At 64.2% G+C, this 17265-nt stretch carries 13 protein-coding genes; 12 read left to right on the top strand and 1 reads right to left on the bottom strand.

The window, feature by feature from the left end; translation table 11 throughout:
* Window positions 1-9: 9 nt before the first annotated feature.
* The 6 genes from B9A19_RS03925 to B9A19_RS03900 all read left to right on the top strand — a co-directional run bounded on the left by B9A19_RS03925 (window position 10) and on the right by B9A19_RS03900 (window position 10291).
* Window positions 10-1113, top strand: coding sequence for a phosphoserine transaminase (locus tag B9A19_RS03925; protein ID WP_084089281.1), 1104 nt, complete (start codon window positions 10-12; stop codon window positions 1111-1113).
* Window positions 1114-1369: 256 nt separating this feature from the next.
* Window positions 1370-3970: a carbohydrate-binding protein gene (locus B9A19_RS03920; protein WP_176216754.1), complete on the top strand. Its 2601-nt coding sequence runs from the start codon at window positions 1370-1372 to the stop codon at window positions 3968-3970.
* A 290-nt stretch (window positions 3971-4260) separates the two neighbouring features.
* Window positions 4261-4578: an H-NS histone family protein gene (locus tag B9A19_RS03915; RefSeq protein WP_084089238.1), complete on the top strand. Its 318-nt coding sequence runs from the start codon at window positions 4261-4263 to the stop codon at window positions 4576-4578.
* Window positions 4579-4719: 141 nt separating this feature from the next.
* Window positions 4720-6954 carry an alkaline phosphatase D family protein gene (locus B9A19_RS03910; RefSeq protein ID WP_084089237.1) on the top strand — a complete coding sequence of 745 codons (2235 nt, stop codon included), beginning with the start codon at window positions 4720-4722 and terminating at the stop codon, window positions 6952-6954.
* Window positions 6955-7352: 398 nt separating this feature from the next.
* Window positions 7353-8894, top strand: a complete 1542-nt coding sequence (locus B9A19_RS03905; protein WP_217806981.1) for a DUF1800 domain-containing protein — start codon at window positions 7353-7355, stop codon at window positions 8892-8894.
* Window positions 8895-8908: 14 nt separating this feature from the next.
* Window positions 8909-10291 (top strand): DUF1501 domain-containing protein, encoded by a 1383-nt coding sequence (locus tag B9A19_RS03900; RefSeq protein ID WP_084089236.1) that lies wholly within the window; start codon window positions 8909-8911, stop codon window positions 10289-10291.
* A 101-nt stretch (window positions 10292-10392) separates the two neighbouring features.
* Here the strand turns inward: B9A19_RS03900 and B9A19_RS21975 are convergent, their stop codons facing one another.
* On the bottom strand, window positions 10393-10674 hold the full coding sequence (locus B9A19_RS21975; protein ID WP_139798633.1) for a hypothetical protein: 282 nt from the start codon (window positions 10672-10674) through the stop codon (window positions 10393-10395).
* Here B9A19_RS21975 and B9A19_RS03895 point away from each other — a divergent pair.
* The 6 genes from B9A19_RS03895 (at window position 10673) to B9A19_RS03870 (ending at window position 17259) form a co-directional block, all read left to right on the top strand.
* Entirely contained in the window at window positions 10673-12058 is a 1386-nt protein-coding gene (locus B9A19_RS03895; protein ID WP_084089235.1) for a sigma-54 interaction domain-containing protein, read from the top strand. The two genes, B9A19_RS21975 and B9A19_RS03895, sit on opposite strands and share 2 nt — an antisense overlap.
* Window positions 12059-12409: 351 nt before the next feature.
* The gene (locus B9A19_RS03890; protein WP_084089234.1) at window positions 12410-12724 is read left to right on the top strand and encodes a hypothetical protein; all 315 of its coding nucleotides are present in this window, start codon (window positions 12410-12412) and stop codon (window positions 12722-12724) included.
* Window positions 12725-15133, top strand: coding sequence for a phage tail sheath C-terminal domain-containing protein (locus tag B9A19_RS22755; RefSeq protein WP_084089233.1), 2409 nt, complete (start codon window positions 12725-12727; stop codon window positions 15131-15133).
* 44 nt (window positions 15134-15177) lie between these two features.
* On the top strand, window positions 15178-15678 hold the full coding sequence (locus B9A19_RS03880) for a phage tail protein (protein WP_084089232.1): 501 nt from the start codon (window positions 15178-15180) through the stop codon (window positions 15676-15678).
* Window positions 15679-15700: 22 nt separating this feature from the next.
* Window positions 15701-16459 (top strand): hypothetical protein, encoded by a 759-nt coding sequence (locus tag B9A19_RS03875; RefSeq protein WP_084089231.1) that lies wholly within the window; start codon window positions 15701-15703, stop codon window positions 16457-16459.
* Window positions 16456-17259 (top strand): hypothetical protein, encoded by an 804-nt coding sequence (locus B9A19_RS03870; protein WP_084089230.1) that lies wholly within the window; start codon window positions 16456-16458, stop codon window positions 17257-17259. Before B9A19_RS03875 ends, B9A19_RS03870 begins: the two co-directional genes overlap by 4 nt.
* Window positions 17260-17265: the final 6 nt, after the last annotated feature.

Genomic DNA, 17265 nt, shown 5'->3' with positions numbered 1-17265 from the left:
GGCATGAGCATGACGCAGATGAATCCCAACAGCCTTAATTTTTCCGGCGGGCCGGGCGCACTGCCGGAAAGCGTGCTGCAGCAGGTGCAGCAGGCCATCATTGCCGTGCCGGAGGTCGGCCTGTCGGTGCTGGGCATCAGCCATCGCTCCGACTGGTTTGCCGCGGTGGTGGCCGAGCTGGAACGCAATATCCGCAGCCTGCTGGGCCTGCCGGACAGCTATCACGTGCTGCTGCTGCAAGGCGGTGCCACACAGCAGTTTTCCATGGTGCCGATGACCCTGCTGCACGGCGCAACCGCACCGGCCGACTACCTGCATACCGGCTACTGGAGCGGCAAGGTGCTGGCCGAAGCACGCCGCGAAGGGCCGATACGCACGTTGTGGAGTGGCCAGGACAGCGGCTTTACCCGTTTGCCGGATGACGGTGAGCTGGCCTTCGCCGCCGATGCGCCATATCTGCATTACGTGAGCAACGAAACAGTGGAAGGGCTGCAGTTCCAGCGCGTGCTGGGCCGCGATGATGTGCCGCGCGTGTGCGACATGTCGTCCGACTTCCTGTCCAAACCCTGCGAGGCGGAGCGCTTTGCGCTGATCTATGCCCATGCGCAAAAGAACATCGGCCCGGCGGGTGTCACCGTGGTGCTGGTGCGTGACGAAGTGCTGGCGCACGCGCCGGACGATCTGCCCGGCTTTCTGGATTACCGCAGCCATGTCAAGGCACACTCCAACTTCAACACGCCGCCGGTGTTCGCCATCTATGTGGTGCTGCTGGTAACGCGCTGGCTGCTGAACGAGGTGGGCGGGCTGCACAACATGGCGGCGCGCAATGCCGCCAAGGCCGAGCTGCTGTACGGCGTGCTCGATGCCAGCGATGGCTATTACCGTGGTCGTGCGCGTGTGCAGGATCGCTCCAGCATGAATGTGTCGTTCAACCTGGCCACGCCGGCGCTGGAGCAGCAGTTCCTGGCCGAAGCCACGGCAGCAGGGTTGTCCGGGCTGGGCGGGCACCGCTCGGTGGGCGGCTTGCGTGCCTCGCTCTACAACGGACTGACCCTGCCGGCGGTCGAGGTGCTGGCTGGCTTCATGGATGACTTCCGCCGCAAGCACGCCTGATTCACCGGCTTGCCGGCCCGCATGGGCTGCACGCGCATGCTCGTTTGCCGGCACCCCAACCCTCGCTGCTGGTGCCCACCGCTGGGCTGTACTTTCGTACGCTTGACATCGTTGTGAATATTCCCGCTAATGGCTGCGGGGGACGGACCAACCAGCTTGCCGTTCCCGCAGGCGGGCAGACACGGCACCGATAAGGCCGGCACCCGCCACGGCCGCTCTTGCAGCCGACCCACCAAGGCTGGAGGAGATGGACAACATGTTGAAACGCCTGATGCTGGCGGCCATTCCGGCCGTCCTGGCAGCGACGCACGCGTTCGCAGCCTACCCGGCCTGGCAGCCGGATACCTATTACGCAGCCGGTACCATCGTGCTGTATAACGGCCACGACTACAAAGCCGTGGTCAGCCAGACCGACTACACCGGTACCGGCTGGACGCCCGCGCTGGCCTCGCTGTGGACCGATCTGGGGCCGGATACCGGCAGCACGCCCAGCCCGACACCCAAGCCTACCGCGACACCGGTTCCGACCGTAACGCCGACTACCAAACCCACCACGGCGCCGACCCCGACCGTAACGCCGACCACCAAGCCGACCGCAACGCCGGTGCCGACGACCGCCCCGACGCCGAAGCCCAGCGCCACACCGCTGCCCACGGCGACCCCTGTACCGACTGCCACGCCGGCGCCCACCGCAACGCCCAAGCCCTCGGCCACACCGGTGCCGTCTTCCTGCTTTGCCCAGTGGGATTCCAGCCGCAGCTACAGCACCGGCGACAAGGTGACTTATCAGGGTCTCAACTATCAGGCCAACTGGTGGACCACCAGCAACCCGGCCAGCGATAGCGGTTCGGTCGGCAGCGGCAAATCGTGGCTGATGATCGGTGACTGCACAGGCACCACCCCGACGCCGGTTGTCACGCCGACACCGGTCAGCGGCGGCCCGACGCCGACCCCGACGCCGGTTGTTACGCCAACACCTGTCGTGGCCGGCGTGCCCAACAAGCCGACCATGCAGATCCAGAACTACAACCACGCGGGTGACTTCCCCATCCAGTGGAACATCTGGTCGGGCAATACCGCCACCAGCTGGGAGCTGTATGAAAACGGCAGCAAGGTGCAAAGCGGCAGCGTGCCTGCCACTACAGGCGCGCAGACCGGCACGATCCAGGTGACGGGCAAGAAGCTGGGCATCTACACCTATCAGGTCAAGGTGATCAACTCGGCCGGCAGCAACCTCAGTGATGCCGCCTATACCACCGTGGGTGCCGCATCGCTGATCAGCGTGGCGCAGTGGGATGGCGATGGCCAGGCGCTGCAGCAGACCGTGGCCTTGAACAGCAGCAGCGTGGTCGATCTGTCGGTGGCGGGGGTATCCAGCCCGTCGTTCACCGTGGCATCGAACAATCCGGCGGTGGCTACCGTCAGCGTCAGCGCCGGCAAGCTCACCGTCGTGGCCAGGGCCCCGGGCCGGGCCGGCATCCGCATCAGCGATGCCAGCGGTGCGGTGCGGCTGATCGGTGTGCGCGTCAAGAACGCCGATGGCAGCCTGCCGGGCGTGCCCAACTATCTGTCGCTGGGGACTGTATCGGACGACACGGCAACCTCGCTGGCGACACTGCAGAACTTCGGCAATGGCGACCTCAATACCCGCAGCGATTTCCGCTATGTCTATTTGAATGGCGGCGCATCGGTGCCGGGCAATACCAGCTGGTGCACCTGGACGACCATTCCCTGCTTCCGCGAAACCAGCTTCATTCGCGAATCGAAGAAACTGGGCATGATCCCCATCCTGGTGTTCTACAACATTGCGGATGGTGGCGAGAGCTATCCGACCGATCTGGCACACGTGCAGGACGCCACGTACATGCAGGCCTACTTCAAGGACTGGCTGAACGTGATCACCATCGCCAATACCGAGGCGGGTGATGATCCGGTGGGTTATGTAATCGAGCCGGATTTCATCGGCTACCTGATGCAGAACTCTGGCCTGAGCGCTGACCAGATTACCGCGCGTGTCGATCAGGCTTATGCCAGCGGCGTATTGACCGCCAGCGATCCGCAATTCCCGAATACGGTCAGCGGCCTCGTCAAGGCAGTCAATTACATCATCCAGAAGTACAGCAAAAATGCGTGGTATGGCTGGCAGATCAATGTCTGGTCCGATGCGCAAAGCGGTGCTTCCGGCCAGGGCCTGATGCATATTACCGATGCATCCGAACATGGCTGGGCCAATGGCCGTCCGTATATTGCCGCCAGCGCCCAGCGTGTGGCCAATTATTACAACACGGCCGGCATTACCAGCTATGGCGCCAGCTTCATTTCCTTCGACAAGTATGGTTATGACGGTGGTGCAGCGGGCAACAGCAAATGGCAGTTCAATGCCGACCACTGGAACAACTACCTTTACTACGTGAGCACGCTGCATGCGGCACTGCAAAAACCGGTGGTGCTGTGGCAATTGCCGGCCGGCCATGTCAACGGCTCGGTGGGCAACAACCCGTATACCGGCGCGCCGTTTGCTACGCTGGGCAATAACAGCAGCAAGCACTATGAAGATACCGGCCCGACGTATTTCTTCGGCGATACCTTCAGTGCCAGCCCGAGTGTATTCGCACCGTCCTATTACGCCACCAATGCCGCTGGCGACAGCAAGATCGGCAGCAGCGGCAGCAATATCGTGTGGGGCAATCACTGGGCCGAAGCGCGTGATGCCGGCGTGGTGACCGCGCTGTTTGGTGCCGGTGTCGGTGACTCGACCGACAATATCGGTCTGGGTGGCCAGCAGCTGACCGATGATCACTGGTGGTTTGTGCAGGCGGCACGGTATTACAACAACGGGCCGACGCCACTCAAATAAACAGTCCAGCTAGCTGGATAGGTATTCATGTCAGGCGAGCCGTAAGGCTCGCCTTTTTTGTTGTGTGTTTGCCTAAGGTCCGGATAGGGGAATAGGGCTGTACATAATTGCCGATTGCTCGCCAATCCATTGAGCCATCTGGTTTTTTCGGTTTGTTGCTGCCGGTTTGTGCACTTGCGCTATACAACAATCAAGATGGGAGTGAAAAAATGCCCGTCAGGTTGATAGCGGTAAATGCTTTCCTTAACGTATGATTCATTCTTTGCCTGACTAATCAACTGGAGTCCGTCATGACCGATTTTTCGGCCTACACCCTGCCACAATTGTTTGACCTGCAAAAGGAAATTGCCGCAGCCATCGAGCAACGCAAAGTCAGCGAAAAGCGCGACGCGATTGCCGCCATCAAGAAACTGGCTGCCGAAAACGGTTTCTCGCTGGAAGAGCTGCTGGGTGCTGCAGGCAAGGCCGGCAAATCGACTTCGACCGGCGTCGCCAAATACCGCAATCCGGCTGATGCCAGCCAGACCTGGACCGGCCGTGGCCGCAAGCCGCAATGGGTGGTCGATTTCCTCGCTACCGGCGCTGCGCTGGACCAACTCGCGATCTGATTTCGCTGCACGCAGGCAGGGCCGCCCATATAGGGGCGGCTGCAGCCCGTGCCCATCGTCAACACAAATTCAAATAACTGTTTTAATCCGGTCATCTTCGCGTCGTAGTGTGCGTGCTTTTACATTGGCACGGATATCACCATGGATCGGCGCGGCTTTCTCAAACTGACTGGCTTTATTACTGTTTCCAGCCTTGGCGGCATGCTGGCCGCCTGTTCCAGCGGCGGTAGCGACGGCACCACGCCGGACAACAACAGCAAACCCGCGTTGTTCCAGTTTCCGCAAGGCATCGCCAGTGGCGATCCGCGCCCGGACAGCGTGCTGTTCTGGACCCGGGTGCTGCCGCAGGGCTCCGACCCGATTGCCGTCAGCAGTGGCGCCGATATCGCGGTCAAGCTCATCATCACCAGCAGCGATGCCAGCGGTCAGATCGGCAAGACCGATGCGCTGATCGGCGCCACCACCGAAGTCGCGCTGAGTGCGCTCACAGCGTGGGATCACACGCTGCGCCACAAGATCACCGGCCTGGCACCGGCCACCACCTATTACTACCAGTTTGTTGCCGGCGACAGCCGCTCGCCCGTTGGCCGCACCCGCACCGCGCCGGCAAGCGATGCCGAAGTGGCCAGGCTCAAGTTTGCCTTCCTGTCCTGCCAGGACTGGAGCATCAACCACTGGGGCGCGTTCGATCTGCTGGCGGCCGATGATCTCGACTTCATCGTGCATCTGGGTGACTACATCTACGAAACCGTCGGCGAATCGTTCCAGAACGGCAGCGTGGAAAGCCGCCACGGCAAGCTCAGCCTGCCGGATGGCCCGTACAAGAGCGGCAACAGCGGTGCGCGCTACGCATCCACCCTGGCCGACTACCGCGCGCTGTACAAGCAATACCGCAGCGACCCGCGCCTGCAGGCCGTGCACGCGCGCTTCCCGCTGATCGCCACCTGGGACGACCACGAGTTCTCGGACGATTGCTGGGGTGATGCCACCACCTATACCAATGGCACCTATAACGCAGCCACCGGTGTGGGTGACAACGACCACGACACCGCACGCCGCCGCAGCGCCAACCAGGCGTGGTTCGAGTTCATGCCGGCTGACGTGACCTTCGATGCCAGCAACCCGGCCTTCACCAACATCAAGCTCTACCGCGACTTCCGCTTTGGCAAGCTGGCGCATCTGGTGATGACCGACGAGCGCCTGTACCGCGCCGACCACGTCATCCCGGAGGCCGCTGTCGGCAGCAGCATCGGCAGCCGCTATCTGGTGCCGGCTGCCACGCTGGCCGCCATCGAAGGCAAGAAAATCGCTGCGGCAACCGCCGCCGGGCTGGACCCGCTCAGCCCGGTGACCATGCTGGGCCAGACACAGCGCAACTGGTGGCAGCAAACCATGCAGCAAAGCCCGGCCACCTGGAAGTTCTGGGGCAACGAGGTCTCGCTGCTGCGCATGCGTCTGGATGGCAGCACCATTCCCGGTGCGCCGGCCGCGCTCAAGACCGAGTTCGTGCTCAACGCCGACCAGTGGGACGGCTATAACGCCGAGCGCAAGAACCTGGTCGGCTTCCTGCGCAACCAGAGCATCCGCAATGTGGTGGCGCTGACCGGCGATATCCACAGCTTCTATGCCGGCAGCGTGTATGACGACTACAGCACCGGTGCGGCCACCATGGTCGATCTGGTCACGGCTGGCATCAGCAGCGATTCGTTCTACAGCTATTTTGCCAGCAGCACGTCCGACCCGACCTTTGCTGCAGCCGCGCCGCTGGTGGTGATTTCCGAGCAGAAGGCCGAGGCGATTGCCATCCAGATGCTGTCCGCCGCCATCGCCATGGCCGCAGGCGTGACCGACCTGAGCAACACCAGCGCCATCCAGCAGGCCGTGGGGGCCGCGATTGCCGCCGGCAAGGTGCCCGCCGCTGCGTTTGTTGCTACCGCCAGCCTGTCGGCTGCGCCGATCAACAGCTTCAACGACACCGTCGGCGGCACCATGGGAGCGACCATTGCCACCACCATCGCCGCGTTGGCTGCTGCATCGCGCTCGGTCGCCGCAATGACACTGGCCGGGCTGATCCAGCAGCAACTGGCTGCCGCGTTGAAGATCCCGGCTGCCAATGTGCCGGCCAGCGAAGTGGCCAAGCGCCTCAACCCGTTTGCCAACAGCCAGACCGGCGTGGCGCCGGTCAACAACCCGTGGATCAAGTATGCCGATACCGATGCACAGGGTTATGCGGTGGTCACCGTGCTGCCGGGCGAGCTGCAGGTCGAGTTCCGCAAGGTGGCACGGCTGAGCAATGGCCAGGCACCGTCGCCGGCATTGCAGCAGACCACCCGTTTGCGGGTGCCGGTGAATCAGCCGTCCGTCGAGTTGCTGTAAGCGCGACTAAGCAATCCTGGTTGGCGTTGCCCGGCCGGGCTTGCTTTGCATCTTCCCCACCGGCGGCGCATGCTGCGTCGCCGGTTGATCGCCCGCCGTGCAATTATGAGCACCCTCGTTGGTCGTGTGGCGTAAACCGGCTACCCTGTTGCCCCGTTGAGCTAGCCTGTCGCTTTGCTCACGCTTTCATGTTGGAGTTGCCGATGCAGACCAAGCCTTCATCACCAAGCCCTGTCGCCGGAGAGGGCGATGGTCTGGCTCGCCTGGCAGGACAGGGGGCGGTCGTTCTTGCGCTGGCTGGCACTTTGGCGGCTTGCGGCGGAGGCGGCGGTAGTAGCAGCCCAAGCCCCAGTCCGAACGGCGGGGGGGCGACACCTGTCCCCAGCCCGGTTCCCACTTTGCCGCCGCAACTTGCGCCGAGTGCGCAGCAGGCGGCCCGTTTTCTGGCGCAGGCATCCACCGGGGCCGATACCGCGCAACTGACGCGCGTGCAGGCCATAGGCTATGCCGCGTGGATCGACGAGCAGATGGCGTTGCCACAGAGCATGAGCCGCTGTGACTGGCTGGCGAGCAAAAGCTTTGATACGGCCGGCAACAAAAACGGCATGAATGGCTTCGATGCCTGTGCATGGCGCAAGCTGATTGCCTCGCCTGATACCTTGCGCCAGCGTGTGACCCTGGCGTTGTCCGAGCTGCTGGTGGTATCGATCAATGGCTTGTCAGGCGGTTGGCGCGCCTTTGCCGCCGCCAACTATCTCGACATCCTCGAAAACAACGCCTTCGGCAACTACCGCACCCTGCTGCAGCAAGTCTCGACCAGCGCGGCCATGGGCGAATACCTGACCTTTCGCGGCAACGTCAAATACAACGCCAAGACTGGCGCCTTTCCGGATGAGAACTACGCGCGCGAATTGATGCAGCTGTTCACCATCGGCCTCTTGCAGCTCAATGCGGATGGCACGCCCAGGCTGGTAAACGGCAAGACGCAGGAAACCTATACGCTGGACGACATCACCGGGCTGGCGCGCATTTTCACCGGCTGGGACTGGGACCTGTCGGTGGGCAATGGCAACACGCCGGACTTTCAACGCCGCCCGATGGTGCAGGTGGCTGCCCGCCACGAGACCGGGGCCAGCACCTTTCTGGGGGCCACCGTGCCGGCCGGGCTGGATGGCGCAGCCAGCCTGAATGCCGCGCTGGACATCATTTTTGCGCACCCCAACGTCGCGCCGTTCGTGAGCCGGCAGTTGATCCAGCGGCTGGTCACCAGCAACCCCAGCCCGGCCTATGTGCAGCGCATCGCCGCTGTGTTCAATAATGATGGCAGCGGGGTGAAGGGCAATCTGCGCGCGGTGATCCGCGCGCTGCTGCTGGACGACGAGGCGCGCAACAGCGCCACCGCCGCGCAAACTGGCTTTGGCAAGCTGCGCGAGCCGATCCTGCGGCTGACTGCCTGGGCGCGCGCATTCGGGGCGACATCACCGAGCGATGCCTGGGCCATCGGCGATACCTCGGATCCGGCCACGCGGCTGGGGCAAAGCCCGCTGCGTTCGTCCAGCGTGTTCAATTTCTTTCGCCCCGGCTATGTGCCGCCCAATAGTGCAATTGCCACGGCCGGGCTGGTGGCGCCGGAATTCCAGATTACCAACGAGTCGTCGGTGCTGGGTTACATCAACTACATGCAGCTGGCCATCGGTACCGGTATCAGTGACATCAAGGGGCAGTACGCCAGCTTGCTGGCGCTGGTCGACAACCCGGCTGCACTGGTGGCGCAGGCCAATCTGCTGCTGGCGGCCAACCAACTGGGGGCCAATACCGTGTCCTTGCTGCAGAACACCATTGCCGGCATGCCCACCGGTACCGATGCCACGCGCAATAACCGGGTATATGCCGCCATCCTGCTGACAATGGCCGCCCCCGAATATCTGGTACAGAAGTGAACGGAGACAAGACGATGAAACGCGATGTCATGGACCCGTCCCGCCGTGCCTTTCTCAAGCAGGCTTCCGCTCTGTCGCTGGCAGGACTGGCCACGCCGTGGGCGATGAGCCTGGCGGCCATGGGTGAGGCTGCAGCTGCCGGTGCAACCGACTACAAGGCACTGGTCTGCGTGTTTCTGTATGGCGGCAACGATTACGCCAACACCCTGATTCCCTACGACCAGACCAACTACAACCTCTACAACGGCCTGCGCCCGACCTTGGCGTACACCCGCAGTGCGCTCGATGGCACAGTGCTGGTGCCCACGCAGGCGCTCGCCGGGGGGCGCCAGTATGCGCTGGCGCCCGAGCTGGCGCCGCTGCTGCCCATTTTCAATGCAGGCAAGATGGCGACGGTGCTGAACGTGGGTACGCTGGTGCAGCCCACCACCAAGGCGCAATACCAGGCCAAATCAGTACCGCTGCCGCCCAAGCTGTTTTCGCACAATGATCAGCAGTCGGTGTGGCAATCGTCCTCTCCCGAAGGGGCGACCACCGGCTGGGGTGGCCGCATGGGCGATCTGGTGATGGCGGGCAACGGCAATGCCACCTTTACCTGCGTGAACGTATCGGGCAATGCGGTGTATCTGTCCGGTGGCACTGCGGTGCAATACCAGGTATCGACCAGCGGCCCGGTGCCGCTGCGCGCTGCCAGCAGCCTGTTCGGTTCCAGCGGTGCTGCCGCGGCGCTGCAAACACTGATCACCCAGCCCAGCCCCCAGTTGCTTGAAGCGGAATACAGCCGGGTGACCAAGCGCGCGCTCGATACCGGCAGCCAGCTGACCAGCAATCTGGTGCCGGCCAGCGCGATCACCACCGCGTTTCCGACCGGCAACAGCCTGGCCGACCAGCTCAAGATGGTGGCGCGCATGATCGCCAGTGCGGGTGCCATTGGTGCCAAGCGGCAGGTGTTCTTCGTGTCGCTAGGGGGCTTCGATACGCACGATGGCTTGCTGAATGTGCACCCGGGCCTGTTGACGTCGGTATCCAGCGCGCTGGCGGCGTTCTACAACGCCACCGTCGATCTGGGCGTGGCCAGCCAGGTCACCACCTTTACCGCATCGGACTTCGGTCGCACCCTGTCGGGCAACAACGACGGGTCGGATCATGGCTGGGGCAGCATGCATTTCGTGCTGGGCGGCGCGGTCAAGGGCAAGCAGCTCTACGGCACGCCGCCGGCCGTTGCCAACAATGGCCCGGATGATGTGGGCGAGGGACGCTTGCTACCCACGCTGTCAGTCGATCAGTATGCCGCCACGCTGGGCGGCTGGTTCGGCATATCCAATACCGACCTGCTGACCGTACTGCCCAATTTGCGCAACTTCAATGCCAGCAGCTGGAATATCGGGTTTGTGTGATTGACCGGGGAGGGCGCATGCCATCCCCGTGCTGACAGGGACGGTATTTCCCCGCCGGGCCCTGTGCGTGCACCTGAAAAAGTGTGAAACCTGCCACAAGTTCATGACAACATCATCGTGTCTTTGATGTCGGCTTGCTGACGTTTTTCCGGTGTGCGCGATCGGTCGCGGTTTACTGTCGGCGCCAGCCGGGCCGCAGGCTGCGTGGCAAACGGCGCTGGCAGCAGCGCACATAGATACTGTCTTGTCTTGAAATGAAGTTTGAAAATCCAGCATTCTCGCGGCTTGACGGGTATCGGCTGCACTGGATTTTGTGCCGGGCTAGAGGTAAAAAACAGGCTCTCGCACACGTATTCAGCTGCCCAGCAGGTACAAGAAGTCATGTCCCCTCTTTCGGTTGCGGTTACCGCCTTGTGCATGGACAGTGCTGCGTTGCCTGCCCTGCGGGCCGCGCTGGCTGACTGCCGTGATCTGGCGCTGGCCGACCTTTGCCAGTCGCTCAGCCCCTATCATGGGCGGGCACTGCCCGAGGCCGCACTGGCGCTGGTGGTGACCGGAGCGGCCGCGTTGCCGGCCGCCAGCGCGCTGATCGCCCGCTGGCGCAGCGAGCAGCCCGCCACTCCGGTGCTGGTAGTGGCCGACGATCTGCCGGGCGAGGGCCTGCTGGGCCTGCTGGCCAGCGGGGCCAGTGATTTTCTGGGCGTGCCTTTCCGTGCCGACGAGCTGCTGGCCCGCTTGCGTCGTGCCTTGAGTACCCGCGCCGCGATGCCGGCAAACCCGCCCCAGGCTGCACCCTTGCCGCGCCCGGCGGGCAATCTGCCCGAGCCCATAGGCCAGAGCCCGGCGTTTCGCAGCCAGATTGCCCGGCTGGGGCGGATTGCCCAGTCCGAAGCCGGGGTGTTGATCCTCGGCGAGACCGGCAGCGGCAAGGAGGTGTGCGCGCGCACCATTCATTATTCATCGCAGCGGGCGGGGGGGCCGTGGGTGGCGGTCAATTGTGGCGCCATCCCGCAGGAGCTGGTCGAGGACGAGCTGTTCGGCCACGTGAAGGGCGCCTACACCCATGCCCATGCCGCCCGGCCCGGCCTGGTGCGCGAGGCAGAAGGCGGTACGCTGTTCCTGGATGAAATCGATTCGTTGCCATTGGGCGCGCAGGCCAAGCTGTTGCGCTTTCTGGAGGACAAGCAATACCGGCAGGTGGGCGCCAACACCATGCACAAGGCCAATGTGCGCGTGCTGGCGGCCAGCAACCGTTGCCTCAAACTGCTGGTGGCGACTGGTGCTTTCCGGCAAGACCTGTTTTTCCGCCTCAATGTGTTGTCGCTCACGCTGCCTGCCCTGCGCGAGCGGGCAGAGGACATTCCCCTGCTGGCCGTGCATTTCGTGGCGCAACTCTGCGGTGACCAGGGTTTGCCGGTGCCGCAGCTGCACCCGGATGCCCTGGCGGCGCTGCGCGAGCATGACTGGCCCGGCAATGTGCGTGAACTCAAGCATGTGCTGGAGCGGGCCGTGCTGATGAGCAATGGCGGCATGCTGTTGCCGGCCGATCTGGACCTGCCCCAGCCCCTCGTCACGGATGAGGCGGAATCATTCAATCTGGCCAAGGCGCGCGCGGTCGAACGCTTCGAGCGCAGCTATATCGAGCGCCTGCTGCAAACGTGCGAAGGCAATATCACCCAGGCGGCGCGTCTGGCACAAAAGAACCGCCGCGCGCTGTTCGAGCTGATCCGCAAACACCATATCGACGCCAGCCTTTATCGCGGCTGAGCGCTCGTTCGCCTGCATTTCCCCCAGCATTGATCTCCCTTTTGCCGCCGCGTTACGGCTTGCCGGGTCGTTTTTGTCGTCCTGGCCATCGTGGGCTTGCGCTGCCCGCCCGCGCCACGTGCAGGGTAGGACAAAAACATCCATCTGCATGGCTGATTGTGTCCACCTGGCGCAGCACGCCTGCCTGCTTGCTTTGCGGCCGGCCGGGCTGTGTACATGCCGGATGTTTTCATGCGCGCAGCTTTTTTATTGCTTTCAAAAACAATCATAGCTTCAAGGGTTTGTCGTCAGTAGGTGTGCGGGTATGGCAATTGCATGAAGTCAGCTGCAGTCGCGTTCACGAGGGCGCAGATGGACGACACCAGACATCAGCTCGCCATACAGGCGCTGGCCCGCTACTGGCAGGCCCATCCGCAGGCGGCCGATACGGTCGAGGGCATGCGCGCCTGGTGGATACCGGAAGTCGCCATCAGCACCGATGCGCTGGCCGAATTGCTGGCCTGGCTGGAGAGCCGCCGCGTGGTGGTGGCGTCCACCGCTGTCGATGGCCGCGTGCGCTATGCGCTGGCCGACCCGGCGCGAACGACTGCAACTGGTGCGCTGATCCCGGCGGAAGGGCCGCATGTGGACGATTCAGCCAGCCTATCAAGACCTGAGGAGATGTGAATGCCAGTCGCAGTCAGTTATCCAGGGGTGTACGTCCAGGAAATACCGAGCGGCGTGCGGACCATCGTTGGCGTCGGAACGTCGATTGCCCTGTTCATCGGCCGTGCCAAGACCGGCGACCTGTTCGCCCCGGTGCAGTGCCTGAGCTACGAGGACTTCGTACGGGCTTTCTCGGCCACGTATGCCGGCAGCGATCTGGCTAGGGCCATCAAGCTGTTCTTCACCAATGGCGGCACGCAAGCCTGGGTGATCCGCATTGCCGACAGCAGCGCCGCACCGGCCCAGCTGACCTTGCGCGATGAATCGGGCGCCGCCGGCGGCACGCTCAAGGTGGCTGCACGCGCGGCAGGCCTCTTGGGCAACGATATCCGCCTGTCGGTGAACTACAACACCGCGCAGCCGGAAGCGACCTTCAATCTGGAAGTCTTCCGCTGGGTGCGGCTGGCCAACGGCGCGCTGGTCAAGAACGGGGTGGAAACCTACCTCAACCTGTCGATGGACAAGGACAACCAGCGCTACATCGAGGATGTCGTCAACGGCAGCTCGGCGCTGATCGCCGTCACCGACCCCAACAAGGCCACGCCGCTGTCGGGCGAGGGGTATTCGCTCAGCGGCTATGCCGTCGGCGCTTCTACGGTGGCCGTGCTGCGTACCAACCTGATTGCGCTGCTGGCCAAGGGCAGCAGGTTCCGCCTGAGCGTGAACGGCTCGGCGCCGTGGCCGATCGACCTCAGCAGTCTGGCCATGCCGGCCAACAACGCCAGCTTCCCGACCAACTTCCAGACCGCGCTCACCGCACTCATCAACACCCAGCTGCCGTCCACCACGCCGATTGCCGCAACCCTGATCCCCGGCCCGGTGGGCGAGGGCAACAACGCCACCACCAATCTGCTCAAGATCGCCAGCAGCAGCGGTGATGTGTTCATCGACCCGGCCTCGACCGCCGATCTGGCCAGCGTGCTGTTGCTGGGCGCCGCGCAGGGCGGTATCGAAGTCTCGCGCTCCGCCGTGCGCCGTCCGGCGCCGAGCGGCGTGGTCACGCGCATGAACAACCTGCTGGCTGCCGGCTCGGACTTCCTGCAGTTTGCCGGCACCAAGCAGAATGCGCCGACGGCACTGGCAACCGGTGGCGCCTCCATCCAGCTCAACGGCGCCAGCAGCCTGGCAACAACCACTGCTGCGGGTGTGACCGCGCCGGCGCATCTGTTCCAGGATGCCTCGGCCACCAATGACGACGACGGTCGTGGCGGCGTGCGCGAGAAGCTCGCCATCCTGGCCGCCGCCGTGGTGGCCAAGCGCGCCAGCGACCCGACCTTCGAGTGGACCGCCGAGGTATGGGGCAATCGCCTCGCCATCCTGCCGGTGGGCAGCCTGGCAGATGGTGTGACCAGCACGCTGTCGGCCACCGGTGCTGCCTCCGCATTTGCCTCGCCGGTGCTCAATACCCGTTACTACAGTCTGGCGGCTACGCCGGGCGGCACCTTCTATGAAGGTGGCGTCAGCGGCAACGACGGCGGCACGCCGCAGCCGTCCGACTACGAAAAAGCCTATACGGTGGCCGACCGCGAGATCGACCTGTTCAACCTGCTGCTGCTGCCCAAGGATGCGGGCCACAGCGATGGTGACACCCGCAAGCTGTGGGGGCCAGCCTCTGTGTTCGCACAACGCCGCCGCGCCTTTCTGCTGATTGATCCGCCCGCCAACTGGAGCGATTCGCAAAAGGCCACCGACGTGAGCGTGGGCGTGAATACGCTGCGTGTCGGTCTGGTCAAGGACTACTCGGCGGTGTTCTACCCCAACCTGAAGATCGACGACAACGGCAAGGAAGTGCTGGTTGGCCCCAGCGGCGCCATTGCCGGCCTGATTGCCCGCATCGACGGCAGCCGGGGCGTGTGGAAGGCTCCGGCCGGCACCGAGGCCGATCTGCGCGGCGTGCTGGGCGTGCAGTACCGCTTCTCCGACGGCGAAAACGGCGTGCTCAACCCCAAGGCGGTCAACACCATCCGCGTGTTCCCCAACGGCATCGTCAACTGGGGCGCGCGCACCATGGATGGCGACGACGGCTTTGGCTCGGAATACAAATACATCCCCATCCGCCGCCTGGCGCTCTACATGGAAGAGAGCCTGTATCGCGGCCTGAAGTGGGCCGTGTTCGAGCCGAACGACGAGCCGCTGTGGGCGCAGATCCGCCTGAACGTGGGTGCCTTCATGCACAACCTGTTCCGTCAGGGTGCGTTCCAGGGCGCTACGCCGCGCGAGGCGTATTTCGTTAAATGCGATGCCAGCACCACCACGCAGAACGACCGCGATCTGGGCATCGTCAACGTGCTGGTCGGCTTTGCGCCGCTCAAGCCGGCCGAGTTCGTCGTGCTGTCGCTGCAGCAGATTGCCGGCCAGGTTCAGACCTGATCGTGACCGCACCGACGCAACCCAACGACAAGGAAACCTAAAAAATGGCGCAATTTCCGGTCAATACGCAACGTTTCGATCCGTACAAGAACATGAAATTCCGGGTGAAATGGGACGGCCGCTATGTGGCGGGCGTGTCCAAGGTGTCGGCGCTCAAGCGCTCGACCGAGGTCGTCACCCACCGCGAGGGCGGCGATCCGAGCAGCTCGCGCGTATCGCCCAGCCTGTGGAAGTTCGAGCCGATCACGCTGGAGCGCGGCCTCACCCACGACCCGGAGTTCGAAGCCTGGGCCAACCTGATCTACAGCACGCAGGGCGATGCGGCGATCTCGCTGAAGAATTTCCGCAAGGACATCACCATCGAGCTGTTGAACGAGCAGGGCAAGGTGGCGCTGGCCTACAAGATCTACCGCTGCTGGGTGTCCGAATACCAGGCCCTGCCCGAGCTGGACGCCAATGGCCACGCCATCGCCATCGAGCACATGGTGCTGCAGAACGAGGGCTGGGAGCGTGACGTCGACGTGAACGAGCCGGCAGAAAGCTGAGGCGGCGCGGATCGGGCAGACCATGCGATCGGAAACGGTAATCCTGCAAAGCACGCCCGCCAGCCCGGTGCGCCGTCTGGCACTGCGCGAGCTGAGCGGGCGCGACGAGCTGGCCGTGGAGGGCGTGGACACGCGTGCAGCGGTGGCCTTGCTCGACCGCCTGCTCGACCACAGCGCCGCGCCGCGTGCCGGCAGCATGCCGGCTACGGAGCGCGATGCGCTGCTGGCCGCGCTGTACCGCCAGCTGTGGGGGGACCGTATCGTTTCCACCTTGAGCTGCCCGGCTTGCCACAGCAAGTATGACTTGTCGTTCTCGCTGCGCGAGCTGCAGCAGCATCTGGCGGCAGGGCGTACGGCGCAGGGCAGCAACTGGCGTGCCCCGACGGCGGAAGAGGAAATGACCGCCGCCGAGCATGGCGCGCGCGATGGTGTGGCCGCGCTGGCTGCCGTGCTGGGCATGTCGCCTGCCGGCATGGCGGCTGCCTGCGCCGAGCTGGAGGCACAGGCCCCCATCATCGATGTCGAGCTGACTGCACCGTGCAGCGAATGCGGCGCGGTGCAGGATGCGCATTTCGACCTGCAATCGTTCCTGCTGCAACGTTTGCTGGGCGAGCGCGCGTTGTTGCTGTCCGAAATCCACCGCCTGGCCGGCAGCTATGGTTGGTCGCTGCGCGAAATCCTGGCGCTGCCGCGCAGCACGCGCCGCGCATTGATTGAAACCGGCGACGCTGTGGCAAGGCAGTTGGCATCGCGCGGGAATCTGCGCTGGGGCAGGGCATGAACTACCTCGAACGCCTGCTGCGCCGTGCGCTGCTCGAAGCGCCCGCCACCTCGGGTGGTGTGCTGCACGACCCGTTTGCCGACGAAGCACCCTGGCCGCTGGATGAGCCTGCTGCGCGCCTCGTGCAGCCGCAGGCCGCCGCGGCGGTGTCGATATCCACGGCCGAGATTGATCCGCTGTCGCCCCCGGCAGCAGATGCACCCATCTGGCCGGAGCCGGCTGCGCTGGATGCGCCAGCACATCCCCGGCCTGAACCACCCGCGCTGCAGCCGGCATCGCTACTCGCTGTACCTGTAACTGCACAAGCCCAAATCACGCCGCCCGCCGACCTTGCGCCGACCGCGGCGATGCCAATGGTGCCCGCAGACGAGCCGCTGTCTGCACTGGGGCAGGCCGATGCCTTCATGCGCGCGCTGGGTTCGCCATTGTTCGCTGCGCCCTTGATGCCCGAGGCCATCTCGCCAGTGCACGCCGAAGCGGCGTCGCCGAGAGCTGATTCGCCGCAGGCCGTTGCACCGCAAGCCGTTGTGAACGCAAGCAAGCCGCTGCAGCCGGTTGGCCAAGTACAGCTGCAGCCGCCCGAAGCACCGGCCCCGCTGGCTGCACCGGCCTCTGCGGCAGACCCCGCTGTGGCAGCTGCAGCCGCGCAGGCAGCCGTTGCTGCGGCAAGCCCGGCCACCACCCCTGTGCCGGGGCGTGTTGCGCCATCGCCGCAAGTCATCACCGTACTGGCTGCCGCCGCACCGACGGCCAGCAGCATTGTTACGTCCACCTATCGCTTCGGCATCGGTCAGTTGTGAGGAAAC

The organism is Andreprevotia lacus DSM 23236 (genome assembly GCF_900176275.1).
Taxonomy (GTDB): Bacteria; Pseudomonadota; Gammaproteobacteria; order Burkholderiales; family Chitinibacteraceae; genus Andreprevotia; species Andreprevotia lacus.
Note: the sequence above shows the minus strand (reverse complement) of the source record. Positions and strands in the feature narration are given on the sequence as shown.

What these genes read in the sequence shown, in the direction of transcription:
- B9A19_RS03915 (WP_084089238.1), top strand. Translation starts at nt 4,261, where the DNA reads ATGACCGATTTTTCGGCCTACACCCTGCCACAATTGTTTGACCTGCAA.
- B9A19_RS03910 (WP_084089237.1), top strand. Translation starts at nt 4,720, where the DNA reads ATGGATCGGCGCGGCTTTCTCAAACTGACTGGCTTTATTACTGTTTCC.
- B9A19_RS03900 (WP_084089236.1), top strand. Translation starts at nt 8,909, where the DNA reads ATGAAACGCGATGTCATGGACCCGTCCCGCCGTGCCTTTCTCAAGCAG.
- B9A19_RS03925 (WP_084089281.1), top strand. Translation starts at nt 10, where the DNA reads ATGACGCAGATGAATCCCAACAGCCTTAATTTTTCCGGCGGGCCGGGC.
- B9A19_RS03920 (WP_176216754.1), top strand. Translation starts at nt 1,370, where the DNA reads ATGTTGAAACGCCTGATGCTGGCGGCCATTCCGGCCGTCCTGGCAGCG.
- B9A19_RS03890 (WP_084089234.1), top strand. Translation starts at nt 12,410, where the DNA reads ATGGACGACACCAGACATCAGCTCGCCATACAGGCGCTGGCCCGCTAC.
- B9A19_RS03895 (WP_084089235.1), top strand. Translation starts at nt 10,673, where the DNA reads ATGTCCCCTCTTTCGGTTGCGGTTACCGCCTTGTGCATGGACAGTGCT.
- B9A19_RS21975 (WP_139798633.1), bottom strand. Translation starts at nt 10,674, where the DNA reads ATGACTTCTTGTACCTGCTGGGCAGCTGAATACGTGTGCGAGAGCCTG.
- B9A19_RS03880 (WP_084089232.1), top strand. Translation starts at nt 15,178, where the DNA reads ATGGCGCAATTTCCGGTCAATACGCAACGTTTCGATCCGTACAAGAAC.
- B9A19_RS03870 (WP_084089230.1), top strand. Translation starts at nt 16,456, where the DNA reads ATGAACTACCTCGAACGCCTGCTGCGCCGTGCGCTGCTCGAAGCGCCC.
- B9A19_RS03875 (WP_084089231.1), top strand. Translation starts at nt 15,701, where the DNA reads ATGCGATCGGAAACGGTAATCCTGCAAAGCACGCCCGCCAGCCCGGTG.
- B9A19_RS22755 (WP_084089233.1), top strand. Translation starts at nt 12,725, where the DNA reads ATGCCAGTCGCAGTCAGTTATCCAGGGGTGTACGTCCAGGAAATACCG.